Raw genomic sequence first — 18,420 nt, forward strand, 5'->3', positions numbered from 1 at the left:
GCTTGATTCAGTTGTTAAAGAGCGGTGGGCCAAGACCTTTCGTCTCAACCGAGGCGCGCATTCTACAGCGTCCTCTGTATCTGTCAAGCGGTTATTTCAACAAGTTTTCAAAGTTTCCTTTGCAACTTCAACCACTTGCGCTTCGATCAACTCTGCAGTTGCTCATCAGCGGGAGGCGAATTCTACAGCGTTACAACCGCGTGTCAAACTCTTTTTTCTCACCGCTGCCGATCAATCCAGACCCGACCTCCTTCCTCGCTGACTCTTCACTCCAAACCCTTGTAAACCATTGATCTACAAGGCTTTTTCGTTTCCGTCTGCGCCGGAAGTGGGGCGAATTATAGACAGATCACAGAGGGCGTCAACCGTTAATTTCAAAAACATCGAAATTAACCGCGAAGGCCCTGCAGTCATATAGAAAAGCCGCTTGCGAACGCTTTCTTCTATATAGCTACACAATCCCCAAGTCACGCAGCAAGGCCATCGCCTCACCATCAATCCCCAAAAGCTCATGCAGTACTTGCGCTGTATGCTCTCCCAATAAAGGAGGTGCCCTTCTGTATTCGACTGGCGTTTCCGATAACCGAATCGGGCTGGCGACCTGCGGAACGCGACCACCCAGCGCATGCGGGATCTCTATGGCCAGCCCCCGTGCAACGACCTGTGGATCCGCGAACACCTGAGCAAGGTCATTGACCGGCCCGCACGGCACCCCGGCTGCCCCCAGTTCATCAACCCACTGGGCAGTGGTCTTGAATACCGTAGTCTGGCGAATCAGCGGAATCAGTTCGATACGATTCGCCACACGCAACGTGTTCGTCAGGAAGCGCGGATCAACCGCCCATTGCGGCTGCCCCGCGACCTCGGCAAATTTTCTGAACTGACTGTCATTACCTACCGTAAGGATCAGGTCGCCATCGGCAGTGGGAAAGTCCTGATACGGCACTATGTTGGGATGAGCATTTCCCAAGCGCCTGGGCGCGACGCCGGTAGTCAGGTAGTTCATAGCCTGATTGGCCAGACAGGCAACCTGTACATCGAGCAGTGCCATATCAATGTACTGACCGATACCGCTCTGCTCACGATGAGCCAGGGCAGCGAGAATGGCAGTCGTCGAATACAGACCCGTGAGGATGTCGGTGAGCGCGACGCCGACCTTGACCGGACCAGCACCCTCCTCGCCCTCCGGCAGACCGGTAAGGCTCATCAGGCCACCCAGCGCCTGGATCATGAAATCGTAGCCCGGACGCCTCGCGTAAGGCCCGCTTTGCCCGAAGCCCGTAATGGAGCAATAGATCAGCCGGGGATTGACGGCCTTCAGCGACTCGTAATCCAGACCGTAAGCTGCCAGCCCATCAACCTTGAAGTTTTCAATCACGATGTCGGACTTCGCCGCCAACTCGCGCACCAGCCTTTGCCCTTCAGGACGCGTAAAGTCGATAGTGACTGACTGCTTGTTACGATTGGCCGACAGATAATAAGCAGCCTCGGTGGTGTTCTGGCCGGCCGCGTCGCGAAGAAACGGCGGGCCCCACGAGCGCGTGTCATCGCCACATCCCGGTCGCTCGACCTTGATGACATCAGCTCCGAGGTCGGCAAGTATCTGACCGGCCCAAGGCCCGGCCAGAACTCTCGATAAATCGAGCACCCGGATATGCGAAAGCGCCCCCATGATCAGCCCTCCTTAATAGAAAGCCTGAATGCCGGTCTGCGCACGCCCCAGAATCAATGCATGCACGTCATGCGTGCCTTCGTAGGTGTTCACAACCTCCAGATTGACCAGATGCCTGGCGATGCCGAACTCGTCCGAGATGCCGTTGCCGCCCAGCATGTCGCGAGCCATGCGCGCTATATCCAGCGATTTGCCGCAGGAGTTGCGCTTCATGATCGAAGTAATCTCTACGGCAGCCGTGCCATCATCCTTCATGCGCCCCAGGCGCAGACAGCCTTGCAAGGCCAGAGTGATCTCAGTCTGCATGTCCGCGAGTTTTTTCTGAATCAATTGATTGGCGGCCAATGGACGGCCGAACTGCTGACGGTCGAGGGTATATTGCCGTGCGGTGTGCCAGCAGAACTCCGCAGCGCCCAAAGCCCCCCAGGAAATGCCATAACGCGCCGAGTTGAGACAGGTGAAGGGGCCTTTCAAACCGCGCACATCGGGAAAGATGTTCTCTTCAGGCACGAACACGTTATCCATGACAATCTCGCCGGTGATCGATGCGCGCAAACCGACCTTGCCATGAATGGCCGGAGCGCTCAGGCCCGCCCAGCCTTTTTCAAGAACGAACCCGCGAATATCGCCGGCATCGTCCTTGGCCCACACCACAAACACATCTGCGATCGGGCTGTTGGTGATCCACATCTTGCTGCCGCTCAGACGATAACCACCCTCCACGCTCCTGGCACGGGTAATCATCGCTCCAGGATCGGAACCATGGTTGGGCTCGGTCAGGCCGAAGCAGCCGATCCATTCGCCCGAGGCCAGTCTGGGCAGATATTTTTCTTTCTGAGCCAGCGTACCAAATTCATTGATAGGCACCATGACCAACGACGACTGCACGCTCATCATTGAGCGGTAGCCCGAATCGATTCGCTCGACTTCACGAGCGATCAATCCGTAACAGACGTAATTCAGGCCGCTACCGCCGAACTCTTCGGGGATCGTTGCTCCCAGCAAACCTACTTCGCCCATCTCGCGAAAAATAGCCGGATCGGTTTTCTCGTGACGGAACGCTTCCAGCACGCGCGGGGCCAGCTTGCTCTGGGCGAACTGCTCGGCAGTATCACGGACCATGCGCTCTTCTTCAGTAAGCTGTTGATCCAGCAGCAATGGGTCAATCCAGTTAAAGCTCGCCTTACCGCTCATACCTGTTCCTCATGTTCAGCTGAAAAATCCTGTAACGATCCTAGCCCTGGTCCAGACCCGCGACAAACGAGGTTTTATCAAGTCGGTGTGATAATTTCTCACTCCGAACCAGCAAAAATCGCTATCAAACAAAAACATCAGTGAGCAGAGAGTACATGCGACGTAAGATACCCAGCACCACAGCGCTGGTAAGTTTCGAGGCCGCTGCGCGGCACGAAAGCTTTACCAAGGCCGCTCACGAGCTCTCTCTGACACAAGGTGCCGTGTGCCGACAGATCGGCGGGCTGGAAGAGTTCCTCGGCGTTGAGCTGTTCCGACGTTCTCGACGGGGCGTGAAGCTCACAGAGGCCGGCCTTTCCTACAGCCGCCGTGTTGCCCTGCAACTGGACGCGGTCGAGCGCGACACGCTTTCCGTCATGGCACCGCAGGGTGCCAACGCAATCGAACTGGCCGTGGTGCCTACTTTCGGCACTCAATGGCTGTTGCCGCGCCTGAAGGATTTCCAGCGCAAACACCCCGATGTCGCGGTCCACCTGACCAACCGTACACGCCCCTTCCTGTTCGCCGATACCGACTTTGACGCTGCTATCTATTTCGGCGACGCGGACTGGTCCGGCACCCAGTCGCACAGGCTGATGAGCGAGAACTCAATGCCCGTCTGCAGCCCATCGCTCCTAGAGGGCCAGGACAACCTGAGTGCAAGCGCGCTGGCCGAGCGGCCACTGCTTCAACAAACCACCCGACCCTATGCATGGCGGCAATGGTTCAACGCGCAGGACATGGATGTCGCTCGCGACATGACAGGGCCTCGCTATGAGCTGTTTTCGATGCTGGCGCAGGCGGCCATGCACGATATGGGTGTAGCGCTGATCCCGCCCTTTCTTATTCAGCGCGAACTGCAGGAAAAACGCCTGGTGATTGCCAATACGCGTTCGCTGCCCGGCAGCAAGGCTTACCACCTGATGATTCCCGAGCGCAAAGTGGAGTCGGCGTCATTGAGTGCATTCCGGGACTGGCTGGTCGGGCAAGCCAGGGATTACCAGCTGCCGCAGAATCTGGACTGATCGCTATTCTCTCGTAGTGCTTATCGACAAGCACCTACAGATATAACCTTATGTCGTTTTAAGATAACTCTATGTGCATCGCAAAAATCAGGTTATGCCCCTATGTTTGCAGGGGATTTGACCTGATTCGCTTGATTTTTCACGCTTACAGGAGAAAAAGTTTTATCGCCTGCTTTTTATACGGAATATCGCCACAACCCCCGCAGATAAGAGCTCTGAAGAATGGCTGCGACAATAGGTCACAGTATGACTTGTAGTTCATCTATAGTTTCGTTACAGAATGTATTGAAGCCCGCCGACTTCGCCTGCAAAATGCCCCGCCCCTCCTTGAAAGGGGCGTGCTGATTGGCGATGCCAGACGCACCAGCCGTAGTGCACAGGCCTACATACGAACGATAAAAAATCGCGCAGGAGATTTGTCGTGCACATTGGTGTTCCTCTCGAAACGCAAGCGGGCGAAACCCGGGTGGCTGCCACTCCGGAAACCATCAAGAAGCTGATCAGTCAGGGTCACAGGGTGACGGTGCAAAGCGGCGCAGGCATTCATGCCAGTGTCCCGGACAGCGCTTATGAAGCTGCAGGCGCCATCACCGGCAATGCTGACGAAGTGTATGCGGGCGATCTGATCCTCAAGGTCGTCGCACCGGACGACAATGAGCTGAACCTGATCAAGAGCGGTTCGGTGGTCATCGGCATGCTCAACCCCTTCAATAACGAACTTATCGGCAAGATGGCGGCGCGTGGTGTTACTGCGTTCGCCCTGGAAGCCGCACCGCGTACGTCCCGCGCGCAGAGCCTTGATGTATTGTCTTCGCAAGCCAACATTGCAGGCTATAAAGCCGTGCTGCTTGCCGCACATCACTACCCGCGCTTCATGCCCATGCTGATGACCGCTGCCGGCACCGTAAAGGCGGCACGAGTGCTCATCCTCGGCGCAGGTGTTGCTGGTCTGCAGGCCATTGCCACCGCCAAGCGTCTGGGTGCCGTGGTAGAGGCGTCGGACGTACGTCCGGCCGTGAAGGAGCAGATCGAGTCGCTGGGTGCCAAATTCATCGACGTGCCTTACGAGACCGACGAAGAACGCGAATGCGCCGAAGGCGTTGGCGGTTACGCACGGCCCATGCCTGCCAGCTGGATGCAACGCCAGGCCGCAGCCGTTCATGAGCGCGCCAGGCAGGCGGACATCGTCATCACCACTGCTTTGATTCCAGGCCGCAAGGCACCGGTGCTGCTCAGCGCTGAAACCGTGGCACAGATGAAGCCCGGCTCGGTGGTGATCGACCTGGCTGCCGCACAAGGCGGCAACTGCCCGCTGACCGTGGCCGATCAAGTTGTTGTCGAGCACGGCGTGACCATTGTCGGCCACACCAATCTGCCTGCCCTGGTCGCAGCCGATGCTTCTGCACTTTACGCCCGCAACCTGCTGGACTTCATGAAGCTGCTGTTCGACAAGGACGGCACATTCTCGATCAACCTCGAAGACGACATCGTCGCCGCGTGCCTGATGTGCCGCGACGGGCACGTCGTGCGCAAGAACGGCTGAGGACACACCAATGGAAGAGCTGATTTCCCCCGGCATCTACAACCTGATCATTTTTGTGCTGGCAATCTATGTCGGCTACCACGTGGTCTGGAACGTCACGCCTGCGCTGCATACACCGCTCATGGCAGTAACCAACGCCATCTCCGCCATCGTCATCGTTGGCGCCATGCTCGCCGCTGCGCTGACGGTAACGCCGCTGGGCAAGACGATGGGCACCCTGGCTGTCGCGCTGGCGGCGGTGAATGTGTTTGGCGGATTTCTGGTTACCCGACGGATGCTGGAGATGTTCAGGAAAAAGGCCCCCAAGGCAAAGGATGAGGCGCCGAAGTCATGAGCATGAATCTGGTAACCCTGCTGTACCTGATCGCATCGATCTGCTTTATCCAGGCACTCAAAGGCCTGTCGCACCCGACCACCTCGCGCCGCGGCAATCTGTTCGGCATGCTCGGCATGGGCCTGGCGGTCATCACCACAATCGGCCTGGTATTCAAGCTGGCGGCGCTTTCTACCGCTGAAGGCACGCATGCGGGCATTGGTTACATTGTGGTTGGCCTGTTGGTGGGAGGGACCGCCGGGTCAATCATGGCCAAGCGTGTAGAAATGACCAAAATGCCGGAACTGGTTGCGTTCATGCACAGCATGATCGGCCTGGCAGCAGTGTTTATCGCCATCGCCGCCGTCGTCGAGCCTCAGTCACTGGGCATCGTTCGCAACCTCGGTGATGCCATTCCGGCGGGTAACCGTCTGGAGTTATTCCTTGGCGCAGCAATCGGTGCGATCACCTTCTCTGGCTCGGTAATCGCCTTCGGCAAACTGTCGGGCAAATACAAATTCCGGTTGTTTCAGGGCGCACCGGTACAGTTTGCCGGTCAGCACAAGCTCAACCTGGCACTTGGCCTGACGACGCTGTTCTTTGGCCTGACCTTCATGTTCACCGGCAGCCTCACGGCCTTTGCAATCATGCTCGCGCTGGCGTTCGTGATTGGCGTATTGCTGATCATCCCGATTGGTGGTGCCGACATGCCGGTAGTGGTCTCGATGCTTAACAGCTATTCGGGCTGGGCGGCGGCCGGTATCGGCTTTTCGCTGAACAACTCGATGCTGATCATTGCAGGCTCGCTGGTAGGCTCTTCGGGCGCGATCCTGTCTTACATCATGTGCAAGGCGATGAACCGCTCGTTCTTCAACGTGATCGGCGGCGGCTTCGGTGGCGCAACGGATTCCGCAGGGCCTGCCGGCAACAAGGAAGCCCGACCCGTCAAGTCAGGCTCGGCAGACGATGCAACCTTCCTGCTGACCAACGCCGACACTGTGATCATCGTGCCGGGTTACGGTCTGGCCGTCGCCCGCGCGCAGCACGCGCTCAAGGAACTGACGGAAAAGCTGGTCCACCGTGGCGTCACCGTGAAGTACGCCATCCACCCGGTCGCCGGGCGCATGCCGGGGCACATGAACGTGCTGCTGGCCGAGGCCGAGGTGCCTTACGATCAAGTGTTCGAGATGGACGATATCAATTCCGAGTTCGGTCAGGCGGACGTGGTGCTGGTGCTGGGTGCCAACGACGTGGTCAACCCGGCCGCCAAGAACGACCCGAAATCCCCCATCGCCGGCATGCCGATTCTGGAGGCGTTCAAGGCCAAGACCATCATCGTCAACAAACGCTCGATGGCCAGTGGTTATGCAGGTCTGGACAACGAGCTGTTCTATCTGGATAAAACCATGATGGTGTTCGGAGATGCCAAAAAGGTGATCGAGGACATGGTGAAGGCAGTCGAAAACGCCTAGCCTGACCCTGCCTCACGAAAGCCCCGGCTCGCTTGGCGACCGGGGCTTTTTACATTTCGCGTAACAGTGTTTTACGCTGAAACCCGCCAATTAGAGCGCTCAAATGCGACCTTGGTAGCAGGACGAAGCCCGTCCGACGCTCTAGACTTGTCGCTCGCTTCTATCTACGAGACAGACCCATGTACCGTGACCGTATCCGCCTGCCCTCCCTGATGAGCAAGGTTATGAGCGCAGCCGACGCTGCCGCCCTGATTGAAGACGGCATGACCGTCGGCATGAGTGGTTTCACCCGCGCAGGCGAAGCCAAGGCCGTACCTCATGCGCTGGCCGAGCGCGCCAAAGTGACTCCACTGCAAATCAGCCTGATGACCGGAGCCAGTCTGGGCAACGATCTGGACAAGCAGCTGACCGAGTCCGGCGTACTGTCGCGGCGCATGCCCTTTCAGGTCGACAGCACGCTGCGCAAGGCGATCAACAACGGTACGGTGATGTTCATCGACCAGCACCTGTCCGACACGGTCGAACTGCTGCGCAATCGGCAGATCAAGGCTGTGGACCTGGCGGTGATCGAGTGCGTTGCGATTACCGAAGAAGGCCATCTGGTCCTCAGCACCTCCGTGGGCAACTCGGCCAGCTTCGCCATTCTGGCCAAACAGGTCATTGTCGAGATCAACCTGTCCCAGCCGCTGGAGCTGGAAGGTCTGCATGACATCTATATACCCAGCTACAGACCGACGCGCCTGCCGATTCCGGTGCTGGAGGCAGACTCGCGCATCGGCAGCCATGCAGTGAAGATCGATCCGGCGAAGATAGTCGGCATCGTTATCAGCAACCAGCCTGACTCGCCTTCCACAGTCACGCCACCTGATGCGGATACTCAAGCCATCGCCAATCATCTGGTGGAGTTCTTCAAAAAGGAGGTTCGCGAAGACCGTCTGACCGACAAGCTGATGCCACTGCAGGCGGGCATCGGCAACATCGCCAATGCCGTGATGCATGGCCTGCTGGCGTCGCCTTTCACGGACCTGACCATGTACTCCGAGGTACTGCAGGACTCGACGTTCGACCTGTTCGACGCAGGCAAACTGACCTTTGCCTCGGGCAGCTCCATGACGTTGTCGGCAGCCAAACACGCCGAGGTCTTCGCCGACTTCAATCGCTACAAATCCAGACTGGTGCTGCGCCCACAGGAAATTTCCAATCACCCCGAGGTGATACGCCGCCTGGGTATCATCGGCATCAACACGGCGCTGGAGTTCGACCTGTACGGCAACGTCAATTCCACCCACATCTGCGGGACGCGAATGATGAACGGCATCGGCGGCTCGGGGGATTTTTCGCGCAATGCGCACCTTGCGATATTCGTCACCAAGTCGATTGCCAAAGGCGGTGCAATCTCCAGCGTTGTGCCGATGGTCAGCCATGTCGATCACACCGAACACGATGTCGACATCCTGGTGACCGAGCAGGGCCTGGCGGATCTGCGCGGCCTCGCACCTCGCGAACGCGCGCGAGTGATCATCGATAACTGCGTACACCCGGACTATCGCAACGCTTTGAACACTTATTTCAGTGCCGCCTGTACGCTGGGTGGGCATACACCGCATATCCTTCGGGAAGCACTGAGTTGGCACATCAACCTGGAAGAAACCGGGCGCATGCTGCCGGGCTGAACAGGACAGTTGGAAGTGAACAAGACATCTCGCGGGTCACTTCCAACCCCTACCTGGCTGCTTCCTGAAAAACTGTACTGCTGTACCGGTCATAAAACCGTCTTAAAACACCAGAATCACCATAATCGACCACAAAATGCACCTATATGGTGCCTACCGGTACAGTTGCCCCATTTATGAACAAAACAGTGCCCAATCACAGTTAACTGAACCCTCACAATACAAGTGAACTGTGTCTATGGAAGCTGTACGCGTACGAGGAAAATGGGCACCAGTCAAGCAACTCACTTATCCCGCCACAAGCGGAAGGAAGTCACACCATGGAACGTACAATCAGTTCCGATCTGTTCAGCGAAAGCACTGTTACCACCGCAAAAGCTTCTTTGCCTCTGCGCGTATTCGCCAACCTGATGCTCTGGCAGCGTCGCCTGTCCAGCCGCCATCAACTTGCTCGTCTGGATGCACGCCTGCTGGCTGACGCCGGTATCAGCGAATCCCAGCGTTACGAAGAGCTGAGCAAGCCGTTCTGGCGCTAAACCAGCGCTCGCTGGTCCAGGCCTGCAGGTCTCTCGCCAGCACACCGAATTGCTTCATACAAAACCCGTCTCGCGCAACCGAGACGGGTTTTGTCGTTTTCGGGTCGGACTTCATCAGTCCTGAAAGAAGCAGTACAGTTATAGATGTTTCAGGGTTATCAAGTACAGTTACCAAAATCTTACAAACCCTGCCACGCAGCATCATCACCCATCATGACAAGCGCGGTATCGGTGGGATAGTCTAGCGCTCTACCTCAGCCCTTTGGCTTCGCAGGCCGTCTGTGCCCCTTCGTCCACAATGGAACTCGATCATGTCTCTGCTACGTAACCTTGGCGCTGCCTTTCTGTTGACTGCCGCAGCAGGTGCCAACGCCTCCAGCTTCATTGTGACCACTGACGCAGTGGTCGATGCCGTCAACGCATCGACGCGTGCCACTTCCAATGTTTCTTCCTCTCTGAAAGACGACAAGATCGTGCTTGCCGCCCGCGACGACGCTGCCAGCTTCGTGGCCAGCTCCGGCGACATCCGTAGCGCTCGACTCGAAGGCGCGTTGCAGCACATCCGCCAGGTTCTGCCTGAACTGCAAGCTACCGACAGCCAGCTGGCTCAGGCCATTCTGGCCATCTGACCGCTGCGCCCCCGGCTACGAGCCGGGGTAGCTCTGGCCCGCGCATTGCGCTAGCCTTGGAGCCTGTTTTGCCGGTTCGTGAAAGTCATGCGTTTAGTGCACCTTCTGTATATCGCTCCTTTTGCCAGCCTGATGTACGTCAGCCAGGTTCAAGCGTTCGATACGACCACGCAAGGTCTGGTCAAGACCGGCTATGCCACCAGCCAGGTCTCGACAGGACCGTTCGATAACAAACTGATCATGGCAGCCCGTGACGATGCTGCAGCATTCATCGCCAGCGGCGGAAAGATGCGCGGCGCATGCCTCGAGTCAGCGCTGAACGCTCTGCGTGAAGCAGACGCAAAACTTCGTGCCAGCGACCTTGAACTGGCGCAGGCAATCCTCGTCCAATAGCCACTTTCCCCCTTTTGCGTACTGGAGACGTCACTACATGCGTACCCCGCTGATTGCTGCTTCCCTTGGCCTGCTGTTGCTGGCCGATTTTGCCCAGGCTCAGACCGTTGTAGCCACGAGCAACATCATCGTTCGCGCGTTCGGCCGTACCATCGATTTCACCTCGGACACCACCACCTCGATTCGCGATTCCAAAGTTGTGCTTCAGGCCAAGGATGACGCCGCCAGTTACGTTGCCAGCGGCGGAGACATCCACGGCGCCCAGTTGGATGCAGCCTTCGACACGTTGCGTACTCGCGTGCCTGAAGCACGTGGCGCGAGCGATCAGACTCTGGCTGAAGCAATCCTCGCATTGTGAGGCGGTTTCGCGCCTGGCTGCTTGCTGGCGCGCTGTCGCTGGTCGGGACACACGCCTTTGCCAGCCTGAAGCTGGAACTGCACACCGACGGCCTTGATGCGCCCCAACAGCAAGCAAGCCAGACGCTGCTCGACGAAGCCATGCACGCGCTGCCACCCCGCTTCGTCGAGGCACTGGACCGAACCGTCGAGGTAAGCTGGTCCGCTGACATGCCGCAAAATGCCTACGGCCAGGCTGCCGGCCCTTATCAGCTGTACCTCAACAGTCACTTGCTGGCCTCATTGACTGACGGCTCCGCCGCAACTGCCCAGACCGGTCGTCCGCATGGCACGGTACGCCGGGAACTGCTTGCCACTGTCCTGCATGAGCTGACCCACGTCTATGACCGGGCTCGTCTGTGGTCGCCGACCGAGCGAGCGGCTATTTTTCGCTGTGCATCGCGCAACAGCTCACTGGGCAAGATCGGCCTGCCCGACAACTGCCGGGGTCAGACCGAGCGACGCTTTACCCTCAGTGACGACCCTCGCCTGCTGGATCTGGCGGGCTGGCAGCAATATGTCGGCCGTCGCGGTGAGCGTGAGGAACATAACGGTCAGGTCGCACGCAGCCCCGATATCTACGAAACCACCAGCCCGCTGGAATTCGTAGCCGTGAACATGGAGTATTTCCTCCTCGACCCGGCCTACGCCTGCCGTCGCCCCGCACTGTATGCATATTACAAAGAGCGCTTTGGCTGGGCCCCCGCTGAACGGGATGAATGCCCGACCTACTACCCTTATCTGAACGCCGGTAGCGACTTTGGTCGGGAACCGCTGGGCAAGCTGGACCCGGAACGGGTCTATGCGGTGGATTATCTGCTGGCCGAAGCAAATCAGAACTGGGCGAGCCGCTGGGGCCACAGCATGTTACGCCTGGTGATCTGCAAACCGGGTCGTCCACGTGGCCCGGATTGCCGCCTGGACCTTGACCAGCATCTGGTCCTGTCTTATCGGGCATTCGTCGGCGATGTACAGCTGTCCAGCTGGGACGGCCTGATGGGGGCCTACCCGTCACGGCTGTTCGTCTTGCCGCTGGCGCAGGTCATTGATGAATACACCAAGACCGAACTGCGCAGCCTGGCCTCCGTGCCAATCAAATTGTCCCGCCCGGAGATTGAGGGGCTGGTTCAACACGCTGCCGAGATGCATTGGAGCTACGACGGCAACTACTATTTCCTGTCGAACAACTGCGCGGTGGAAAACCTCAAGCTGCTGCGCAGCGGCACCCACAACCCCAAGCTCGTCGGTCTGGACAGCATTCTGCCCAACGGTCTGCTTGAAGTCCTGAAAGGCCGCGGGCTGGCGGACACCAGTGTGCTTGACGACCCCAGGGAAGCGTTGCGTCTGGGCTACCGGTTCGACTCTTACCGCGACCGCTATCAGGCCATGTTCGAGGTCCTGAAAAAACACCTGCCTATCAAGCAGAGCACCGTCGAAGAATGGATGACATTGCCGGCCAGCGAACGCAGCCAATGGTTTGAGAAAGCCGACTTGCGCACCAGTGCTGCCATGCTGTTGCTGGAACAGGCGAGCCTGCGCCGACAATTGCTTTTGGCGCAGGACGAGGTCAAACAACGTTACCTCGGCGCACGGCAATCTAACGACGGCAGGGTCTCCAAAGCCACTGCGACGCTGCAGGAGATCCTCGCCAGCAGCGGGTTCCTCAGCCGGCCGGCCGAGCTGCTGGGTAGCGGCGGGTACGGTTTGCCACAGGCAGGTGAATGGCAGCGGCTTGAAGCAGAAAGCAGTCAGCGTCAGAAACAGCTCAAGCGCTTGACCGGCGATCTCGACAAGGAAGTGCGCGCCTTGCTGGGGCCTGAGCGCGCCCGGGAAATTGCGGCCAACGAAGCCAATCTCAAACAGATGTCCGAGCACCTTCGAGCGCTGCACAAGGCTGCAGGCGGGCTGCAACTGCCATGATCAGGCGGCTTTCTTTTTCGGTTTGAGGTATTTGACCAAGCCCTGGAACCAGATCACCAGGGCCGGGTTGCCCTTGATCTGAATGTCCTTGTCCTGAATGCCCTTCATGAAGGCCAGCTGCTTGTTTTTCGCCTGAAGGGTGGCAAAACCAAACGCGGCATCACGAAACGAGATGGCAAAGGCTGGCTCTGCAACCAGACCGCTGGCACTGCGAATGCGCTGATCGTGCACCACGAAGTGACGCGCGATCTTGCCATCTGCGGTCTGCAATTGAAATGTAAGGTCCTTGCCAGCCAACTGCTGCTGGAAGGCGGGATTGTTTCGACTGGCACGGGCCATCAGCAGACCCAGCATCCACAATAGAAAACGAAATTTCATACACGGCCTCTGAACGCACTGGATCCGGTGATAGGGATCGGCGGAGCAGTGTAGCCGGTTATCCGCCCAAAACCTGTAGGACAAGATGGATTTCGAGGGAGATCGGTACAAAATACCTGTTGAATGCGAGGATGCTGCTCCGCGTGGAAAGCAGCATCCCGATTGCATCAACGAATGCTGTTGATGCTGCCTTTGCTGCCGGTAACCTTTACATCCACTTTCTTGAAGATGAAGTAGTCCTTGATGCTGACCTCATAACGCGGTGCCACGATCAGATCGGCACCGGAGGACTTGACTGCCTTGTAGGCCGCTGCAGCCTTGGTCGTCGACACAGGATCAGGCAACGCCAGACCCAGGCCGCCACCGCCGCTCGCGCCACCATAGGTCACGCCATCGGCGAACTGGTTATCGCCACCGAAACTCAGGAAATTGAACAACACGTTGGTGGAGGACTCGCCGCTGATAGTGCCGCCCACCTTGACGTCCGCCTTCAGATCGGTTTTGACCGTGCCTTCCAGCGGTACGCTTGGCTGGCTGACGTTATAGCTCACACAGCCGCTGGTAGCAGCGATCAGAGCTGCAACAGCAGCAAACTTCCATAGCTTTTTCATTCGAGATTTCCCAAGAGTCATTGAAGGGGTGCAGCAGGGGCGGAACTCTAAGGGAATCAGCAACGAGAGGAAGTCAGGCAAAGCTGGAGCTTGGGAAGGTAATCATACGGAAAGGAGTAGGACAATTCTCAACGGGAGCGTGACGCATCATCGGCGACAGACGACATCAACAAAAAGCGGGCATCCAGACTACCTGGTATGCCCGCCTGTGAGTTGCCCGCCTCCCGCCGAGGCGCACAACAGGGTGTCAAGGGTTGACGCTGTCTTTCAGGGCTTTCCCCGGTTTGAAGGCAACCGTGTTGCTTGCCTTGATTTTAACCGGCTCCCCGGTCTGTGGGTTCTTGCCGGTCCGGGCACCGCGATGGCGTTGCAGGAATGTACCGAAGCCTACCAGCGTGACACTGTCCTTGCGGTGCAGTGCGCCAGTAATCTCTTCAAGGATGGCATTGAGAACGCGGTTGGATTGCTCTTTGGTGAGATCCGCCTTTTCAGCAATGGCGGCTGCAACTTCTGGTTTACGCATATGAAGCCTCTTTACGGTTTTTGTTTTTATGTCCCGCGCCGCTTTTGTGAAAACGGCAACAAGGCGCCGCGACGGCTCTACGTAGCGGCAGACAAGACCGAGGATGGCATGCCGAATCGACCCGCGCCAGTGCGCGGGCGAGGTTTATTGGCAAAAATACGTGGTCTATCCGACAAAATGACGCGAATTCATGCCAATAACGCAGGTAAAACCTTATTCAGTGCGAGTTTTTCCATAACCGCAGTGCCGGTCAGCGCATAGCCCAACAGATTGCCGTCCGCGTCATGACACAGCGCCTTGATATCAGAGCCCTGCCCTTCGACACTCCAGTAGCCATCGGTCCCACGCGGTGGTGGTGAAACCACCAGCGGACACGCCGGTGTTTTTACCGTGATCGGCATGGGCCCATATTTTACGGCGGTCGGCGTTCCAGACAGCGTCTGCGCCAACGCCCGAGCGCAGCTCATCAATGGCATGACGTAGAGCAGGTTGAGGCCGTCGACTTCAGCGCAGTCGCCCAACGCGTGGATATTGGCATGAGAGGTCTGTAGCTGGCGATCCACCAGAATGCCGCGCCCGATCTGCAAACCGGCAGCTGCGGCCAGATCGATGCGTGGGCGCAGGCCAATGGCCGAAACCACCACGTCGCAGTCAATCACCTGCCCGTCCGACAACTGCGCTTGCAGCCCCTTATCGATGCGATTCAGGCGCGTCATCACTGGCCCCAGATGGAAACGTGCACCCAGGCTTTCAAGACCGGACTTCACAGCCGCCGCGGCGGCAGGAGGCAGCAAGGTCGGCATGACCTGCTCGCACGGCGCAACCAGATCCACTTCGTAGCCGCCAAGGATCAGGTCGTTGGCGAATTCGCAGCCAATAAGCCCTGCACCGAGGATCAGAACCCGCTTTTTGCCCGCCGCCGCCGCCCGAAAACGGGCGTAATCCTGAAGATCGTTGATCGGGAAAATCGCATCGCCTGCGTCACCTTCCACCGGTACGCGAATGGTTTCGGCGCCCCAAGCCAGCACCAGATCGCGGTAATCGACCGCCTCTTCGCCGATCCACAGGCGTTTGTGCCCGGGATCAATCCCGCTGATCCGCGTATGCGTACGAATTTCGGCCTTGAGCTGATCGGCCATGGCACCGGGTTCCGCCATGCTCAGGCCGTCGGCTTCCTTGTTTTTGCCAAACCCGGTGGACAGCATCGGTTTGGAATAGGAGCGGCCATCGTCGGCCGTGATCAATAGCAACGGCGTCTCTGCGTCCAGCTTGCGAAACTCCCGGGCGAGGTTGTAACCCGCAAGGCCGGTGCCGATGATGACGACAGGTGCGCTCATTGTTCTTCCCTATTCATTGTGTTTTCTGCCCGTTGTTGCCAGCTTCGTCGGCGGGCAGCAATCAGGCGATTTCGATCATTTCGAAGTCCATTTTGCCCACGCCACAATCCGGGCAGAGCCAGTCTTCCGGTACGTCTTGCCAGAGCGTGCCAGGCGCAATACCGTCATCCGGCCAACCGTCCGCTTCGTTGTAGATCAGGCCACAGACGATGCATTGCCACTTCTTCATGTTCGGTTCTCTCGTTTATCAGGCTGGATAGCATACGACGATCGATTGCCGTCTGAACGGGCGTTGTACTGATCGGCAGGCCCGGATGCAAGCCCGATTCTATAACCTGAGGTTCTGCCGGCCATCGGTCGAGGCGTTCAATCATGCTAAGCTCGCGGCCTCGTTGGCTGCCGGAACTGGCTTACCGTGACCCAGCAATCCCCCGCATTCATTAGCCCGATCTGGCTCAGGCGCGAGCAGTTGATCGATGCGCCCGAACCGCTGTTGCTCGAATGGTTATTCAATCAGGACTCCCTCACACGCCGACTGAACCGTTTGTCCGACGGCGGCTTCAGCGTACTCCCGCAGTTCGAAGGCTGGCAGGCGTTGCGCCGTGATGAATGTCTGGCGCTTGACCTGCCAGCGACCAGCGAAGGCTGGGTGCGTGAGGCTTACTTGCGTGGCAATGACATCCATTGGGTATTCGCCCGCAGTGTCGCCGCCCGCAGCGCCTTGCAGGAAGGCGGTCTGAATATGGATGATCTGGGCACTCGCTCGCTCGGTGAGTTGCTGTTCAGCGATCCCGCGTTCGTGCGCGGCCCGCTTGAAGTGTGTCATTACCCTGAGGCCTGGCTGCCTGCTGCCGATGCAGCGCGCGGACTGTGGGCACGCCGCTCGCGATTCAGCCGCGGTGCGTTGAGCGTACTGGTCGCCGAAGTTTTCCTGCCCGCGCTGTGCAATGCGATCCATGACAAGGACCACGCCTGATGTACCTGTCCCTTCTCAAATCCCTCAATCGTCTGAGCCCACGCGCCTGGGATTTCATCCAGCTGACGCGTATCGACAAGCCCATTGGCGTTTACCTGTTGTTATGGCCAACCCTATGGGCGGTCTGGATTGCAGGCAAGGGATCGCCATCGCTCAAGACTGTGTTCATTTTTGTCCTCGGCGTATTTCTGATGCGCGCAGCAGGCTGCGTGATCAATGACTTCGCCGACCGCAAGGTGGATGGCCACGTCAAACGCACCGAGCAGCGTCCTCTGGTCAGCGGCAAAGTCAGTTCACGGGAAGCGCTGGTGCTGTTTGCGGTGCTGGTCGGACTGAGCTTTGTGCTGGTGCTGTTCACCAACGCGACAACGATCTGGCTGTCGTTCGGCGGTCTGGCGCTGGCTGCCTGCTATCCGTTCATGAAGCGCTACACCTATTACCCGCAAGTGATACTGGGTGCCGCGTTTTCGTGGGGCATGCCGATGGCGTTCACTGCAGAAACCGGTGACCTGCCAGCGGCAGCATGGCTGCTGTATATCGCCAACCTGCTATGGACCGTGGGCTATGACACCTATTACGCCATGGTTGATCGTGACGATGACCTGAAAATCGGCGTGAAATCCACGGCCGTACTGTTCGGTGACGCTGACCGGGTGATCATTCTGACGCTGCAAGGCCTGGCGCTCGGTTGCCTGATGCTGGCCGGTGCGCGGTTTGAATTGGGTGCATGCTTCTACACTGGCCTGCTCGCCGCAGCAGGATGCTTCGTCTGGGAGTTCTGGAGCACCCGTCAGCGCGAGCGAGACGCCTGCTTCAAAGCCTTTTTGCACAACCACTGGGCCGGGCTGGCGATATTTCTCGGTATCGTCGCCGACTACGCAGTGCGCTGAAGGCCGCCTCCGCCACCCGCCTTCCGATTGAAATAAATGCAGGATCGCGAGGCCCACGGGCCTTCGCGGCCTATCGGCGTGCTAGCCTCATCCCTGTCTGTCACACGACTGCAATAATTCCGTTATCTAATGCGCCCCAAGACAGTTAAATGACAAGAGGTTCGAGCATGGCTGGCAGGAGCATCCTGATCGTTGACGACGAAGCGCCTATTCGTGAAATGATCGCCGTTGCGTTGGAAATGGCTGGATACGACTGTATTGAAGCCGAAAACTCTCAGCAGGCCCACGCGATCATTGTCGACCGCAAGCCCGACCTGATTCTGCTCGACTGGATGCTGCCAGGCACATCCGGCATCGAGCTGGCCCGCCGCCTCAAGCGTGATGAGCTGACCGGGGATATCCCGATCATCATGCTGACCGCCAAAGGTGAAGAGGACAACAAGATTCAGGGCCTGGAAGTCGGCGCTGACGATTACATCACCAAGCCCTTCTCGCCCCGCGAACTGGTTGCACGCCTCAAGGCCGTGCTTCGTCGAGCGGGTCCGACTGACGGCGAAGCGCCTATCGAAGTCGGCGGTCTGCTGCTCGACCCGATCAGCCACCGCGTCACCATCGACGGCAAACCGGCTGAAATGGGTCCGACCGAATACCGTCTGCTGCAGTTTTTCATGACCCACCAGGAGCGCGCCTACACCCGTGGCCAGCTGCTCGATCAGGTCTGGGGCGGCAACGTCTACGTCGAGGAGCGCACGGTGGACGTTCATATTCGCCGCCTGCGCAAGGCCTTGGGCGATGCGTATGAAAATCTGGTACAAACCGTGCGCGGCACTGGCTACCGGTTCTCTACAAAGAGCTGACAGTCGTTGCGTCGACGCAGGGCGACAGCCAGTGCAGACCAGA

The 18,420-nt window shown here is 58.3% G+C and carries 20 protein-coding genes; 13 read left to right on the forward strand and 7 right to left on the reverse strand.

Going from position 1 to position 18,420, the window contains the following annotated elements:
* Positions 1–451 precede the first annotated feature (451 nt).
* On the reverse strand, positions 452–1,675 hold the full coding sequence (locus tag MME58_RS25655; protein ID WP_199727369.1) for a CaiB/BaiF CoA transferase family protein: 1,224 nt from the start codon (positions 1,673–1,675) through the stop codon (positions 452–454).
* 9 nt (positions 1,676–1,684) lie between these two features.
* A complete protein-coding gene (locus MME58_RS25660) occupies positions 1,685–2,866 on the reverse strand; it encodes an acyl-CoA dehydrogenase (RefSeq protein WP_054984947.1) in 1,182 nt (393 codons plus the stop codon).
* 155 nt (positions 2,867–3,021) lie between these two features.
* On the opposite strand from MME58_RS25660, the gene MME58_RS25665 reads away from it, so the two are divergent.
* From MME58_RS25665 to MME58_RS25710, 10 genes are all read left to right on the forward strand, one after another.
* Positions 3,022–3,930, forward strand: a complete 909-nt coding sequence (locus tag MME58_RS25665) for a LysR family transcriptional regulator (RefSeq protein ID WP_054984946.1) — start codon at positions 3,022–3,024, stop codon at positions 3,928–3,930.
* A gap of 421 nt (positions 3,931–4,351) precedes the next feature.
* Entirely contained in the window at positions 4,352–5,473 is a 1,122-nt protein-coding gene (locus tag MME58_RS25670; protein ID WP_054984945.1) for a Re/Si-specific NAD(P)(+) transhydrogenase subunit alpha, read from the forward strand.
* A gap of 10 nt (positions 5,474–5,483) precedes the next feature.
* Positions 5,484–5,807, forward strand: coding sequence for an NAD(P) transhydrogenase subunit alpha part 2 (locus MME58_RS25675; RefSeq protein WP_054984944.1), 324 nt, complete (start codon positions 5,484–5,486; stop codon positions 5,805–5,807).
* The gene (locus MME58_RS25680) at positions 5,804–7,258 is read left to right on the forward strand and encodes an NAD(P)(+) transhydrogenase (Re/Si-specific) subunit beta (protein ID WP_055006975.1); all 1,455 of its coding nucleotides are present in this window, start codon (positions 5,804–5,806) and stop codon (positions 7,256–7,258) included. The genes MME58_RS25675 and MME58_RS25680 overlap by 4 nt, the downstream gene beginning before the upstream one ends.
* Positions 7,259–7,437: 179 nt before the next feature.
* Positions 7,438–8,931: an acetyl-CoA hydrolase/transferase family protein gene (locus MME58_RS25685; RefSeq protein WP_055006976.1), complete on the forward strand. Its 1,494-nt coding sequence runs from the start codon at positions 7,438–7,440 to the stop codon at positions 8,929–8,931.
* A 320-nt stretch (positions 8,932–9,251) separates the two neighbouring features.
* Positions 9,252–9,467 (forward strand): DUF1127 domain-containing protein, encoded by a 216-nt coding sequence (locus tag MME58_RS25690; RefSeq protein ID WP_002555870.1) that lies wholly within the window; start codon positions 9,252–9,254, stop codon positions 9,465–9,467.
* A 311-nt stretch (positions 9,468–9,778) separates the two neighbouring features.
* On the forward strand, positions 9,779–10,096 hold the full coding sequence (locus tag MME58_RS25695; RefSeq protein WP_054984941.1) for a DUF2388 domain-containing protein: 318 nt from the start codon (positions 9,779–9,781) through the stop codon (positions 10,094–10,096).
* Positions 10,097–10,183: 87 nt separating this feature from the next.
* Positions 10,184–10,489, forward strand: coding sequence for a DUF2388 domain-containing protein (locus tag MME58_RS25700; RefSeq protein ID WP_055006977.1), 306 nt, complete (start codon positions 10,184–10,186; stop codon positions 10,487–10,489).
* Positions 10,490–10,526: 37 nt separating this feature from the next.
* Positions 10,527–10,847, forward strand: a complete 321-nt coding sequence (locus MME58_RS25705; RefSeq protein ID WP_002555873.1) for a DUF2388 domain-containing protein — start codon at positions 10,527–10,529, stop codon at positions 10,845–10,847.
* Positions 10,844–12,805 carry a DUF7844 domain-containing protein gene (locus MME58_RS25710; RefSeq protein ID WP_054984939.1) on the forward strand — a complete coding sequence of 654 codons (1,962 nt, stop codon included), beginning with the start codon at positions 10,844–10,846 and terminating at the stop codon, positions 12,803–12,805. Before MME58_RS25705 ends, MME58_RS25710 begins: the two co-directional genes overlap by 4 nt.
* Here the strand turns inward: MME58_RS25710 and MME58_RS25715 are convergent, their stop codons facing one another.
* The 5 genes from MME58_RS25715 to MME58_RS25735 all read right to left on the reverse strand — a co-directional run bounded on the left by MME58_RS25715 (position 12,806) and on the right by MME58_RS25735 (position 15,883).
* Positions 12,806–13,183 (reverse strand): SCP2 sterol-binding domain-containing protein, encoded by a 378-nt coding sequence (locus tag MME58_RS25715; protein ID WP_054984938.1) that lies wholly within the window; start codon positions 13,181–13,183, stop codon positions 12,806–12,808. It lies immediately after the preceding gene.
* A 167-nt stretch (positions 13,184–13,350) separates the two neighbouring features.
* Positions 13,351–13,794 (reverse strand): hypothetical protein, encoded by a 444-nt coding sequence (locus MME58_RS25720; RefSeq protein ID WP_054984937.1) that lies wholly within the window; start codon positions 13,792–13,794, stop codon positions 13,351–13,353.
* Positions 13,795–14,041: 247 nt separating this feature from the next.
* The gene (locus MME58_RS25725) at positions 14,042–14,317 is read right to left on the reverse strand and encodes an HU family DNA-binding protein (protein WP_002555877.1); all 276 of its coding nucleotides are present in this window, start codon (positions 14,315–14,317) and stop codon (positions 14,042–14,044) included.
* 188 nt (positions 14,318–14,505) lie between these two features.
* The gene (locus MME58_RS25730; protein ID WP_122297182.1) at positions 14,506–15,654 is read right to left on the reverse strand and encodes an NAD(P)/FAD-dependent oxidoreductase; all 1,149 of its coding nucleotides are present in this window, start codon (positions 15,652–15,654) and stop codon (positions 14,506–14,508) included.
* Positions 15,655–15,715: 61 nt separating this feature from the next.
* Complete coding sequence (locus MME58_RS25735) at positions 15,716–15,883, reverse strand: rubredoxin (RefSeq protein ID WP_054986759.1); 168 nt, start codon at positions 15,881–15,883, stop codon at positions 15,716–15,718.
* A gap of 186 nt (positions 15,884–16,069) precedes the next feature.
* Between MME58_RS25735 and MME58_RS25740 the strand changes: the two genes are divergently transcribed.
* The 3 genes from MME58_RS25740 to phoB all read left to right on the forward strand — a co-directional run bounded on the left by MME58_RS25740 (position 16,070) and on the right by phoB (position 18,377).
* Positions 16,070–16,630, forward strand: coding sequence for a chorismate--pyruvate lyase family protein (locus MME58_RS25740; RefSeq protein WP_055006657.1), 561 nt, complete (start codon positions 16,070–16,072; stop codon positions 16,628–16,630).
* Positions 16,630–17,520 carry a 4-hydroxybenzoate octaprenyltransferase gene (ubiA, locus tag MME58_RS25745; RefSeq protein WP_055006656.1) on the forward strand — a complete coding sequence of 297 codons (891 nt, stop codon included), beginning with the start codon at positions 16,630–16,632 and terminating at the stop codon, positions 17,518–17,520. Before MME58_RS25740 ends, ubiA begins: the two co-directional genes overlap by 1 nt.
* A gap of 167 nt (positions 17,521–17,687) precedes the next feature.
* Positions 17,688–18,377: a phosphate regulon transcriptional regulator PhoB gene (gene phoB / locus MME58_RS25750; RefSeq protein WP_002555882.1), complete on the forward strand. Its 690-nt coding sequence runs from the start codon at positions 17,688–17,690 to the stop codon at positions 18,375–18,377.
* Positions 18,378–18,420 lie beyond the last annotated feature (43 nt).

Source organism: Pseudomonas syringae pv. tagetis (assembly GCF_022557255.1).
In the GTDB taxonomy this organism is placed as follows: Bacteria; Pseudomonadota; Gammaproteobacteria; order Pseudomonadales; family Pseudomonadaceae; genus Aquipseudomonas; species Aquipseudomonas caricapapayae.

Excerpts from the sequence above, each read along its gene's own strand:
- MME58_RS25735 (WP_054986759.1), bottom strand. The coding sequence starts at position 15,883 with ATGAAGAAGTGGCAATGCATCGTCTGTGGCCTGATCTACAACGAAGCG.
- MME58_RS25705 (WP_002555873.1), top strand. The coding sequence starts at position 10,527 with ATGCGTACCCCGCTGATTGCTGCTTCCCTTGGCCTGCTGTTGCTGGCC.
- MME58_RS25690 (WP_002555870.1), top strand. The coding sequence starts at position 9,252 with ATGGAACGTACAATCAGTTCCGATCTGTTCAGCGAAAGCACTGTTACC.
- MME58_RS25715 (WP_054984938.1), bottom strand. The coding sequence starts at position 13,183 with ATGAAATTTCGTTTTCTATTGTGGATGCTGGGTCTGCTGATGGCCCGT.
- MME58_RS25720 (WP_054984937.1), bottom strand. The coding sequence starts at position 13,794 with ATGAAAAAGCTATGGAAGTTTGCTGCTGTTGCAGCTCTGATCGCTGCT.
- MME58_RS25675 (WP_054984944.1), top strand. The coding sequence starts at position 5,484 with ATGGAAGAGCTGATTTCCCCCGGCATCTACAACCTGATCATTTTTGTG.
- MME58_RS25660 (WP_054984947.1), bottom strand. The coding sequence starts at position 2,866 with ATGAGCGGTAAGGCGAGCTTTAACTGGATTGACCCATTGCTGCTGGAT.
- MME58_RS25700 (WP_055006977.1), top strand. The coding sequence starts at position 10,184 with ATGCGTTTAGTGCACCTTCTGTATATCGCTCCTTTTGCCAGCCTGATG.
- MME58_RS25665 (WP_054984946.1), top strand. The coding sequence starts at position 3,022 with ATGCGACGTAAGATACCCAGCACCACAGCGCTGGTAAGTTTCGAGGCC.
- ubiA (WP_055006656.1), top strand. The coding sequence starts at position 16,630 with ATGTACCTGTCCCTTCTCAAATCCCTCAATCGTCTGAGCCCACGCGCC.
- MME58_RS25695 (WP_054984941.1), top strand. The coding sequence starts at position 9,779 with ATGTCTCTGCTACGTAACCTTGGCGCTGCCTTTCTGTTGACTGCCGCA.
- MME58_RS25685 (WP_055006976.1), top strand. The coding sequence starts at position 7,438 with ATGTACCGTGACCGTATCCGCCTGCCCTCCCTGATGAGCAAGGTTATG.
- phoB (WP_002555882.1), top strand. The coding sequence starts at position 17,688 with ATGGCTGGCAGGAGCATCCTGATCGTTGACGACGAAGCGCCTATTCGT.
- MME58_RS25725 (WP_002555877.1), bottom strand. The coding sequence starts at position 14,317 with ATGCGTAAACCAGAAGTTGCAGCCGCCATTGCTGAAAAGGCGGATCTC.
- MME58_RS25680 (WP_055006975.1), top strand. The coding sequence starts at position 5,804 with ATGAGCATGAATCTGGTAACCCTGCTGTACCTGATCGCATCGATCTGC.
- MME58_RS25730 (WP_122297182.1), bottom strand. The coding sequence starts at position 15,654 with ATGAGCGCACCTGTCGTCATCATCGGCACCGGCCTTGCGGGTTACAAC.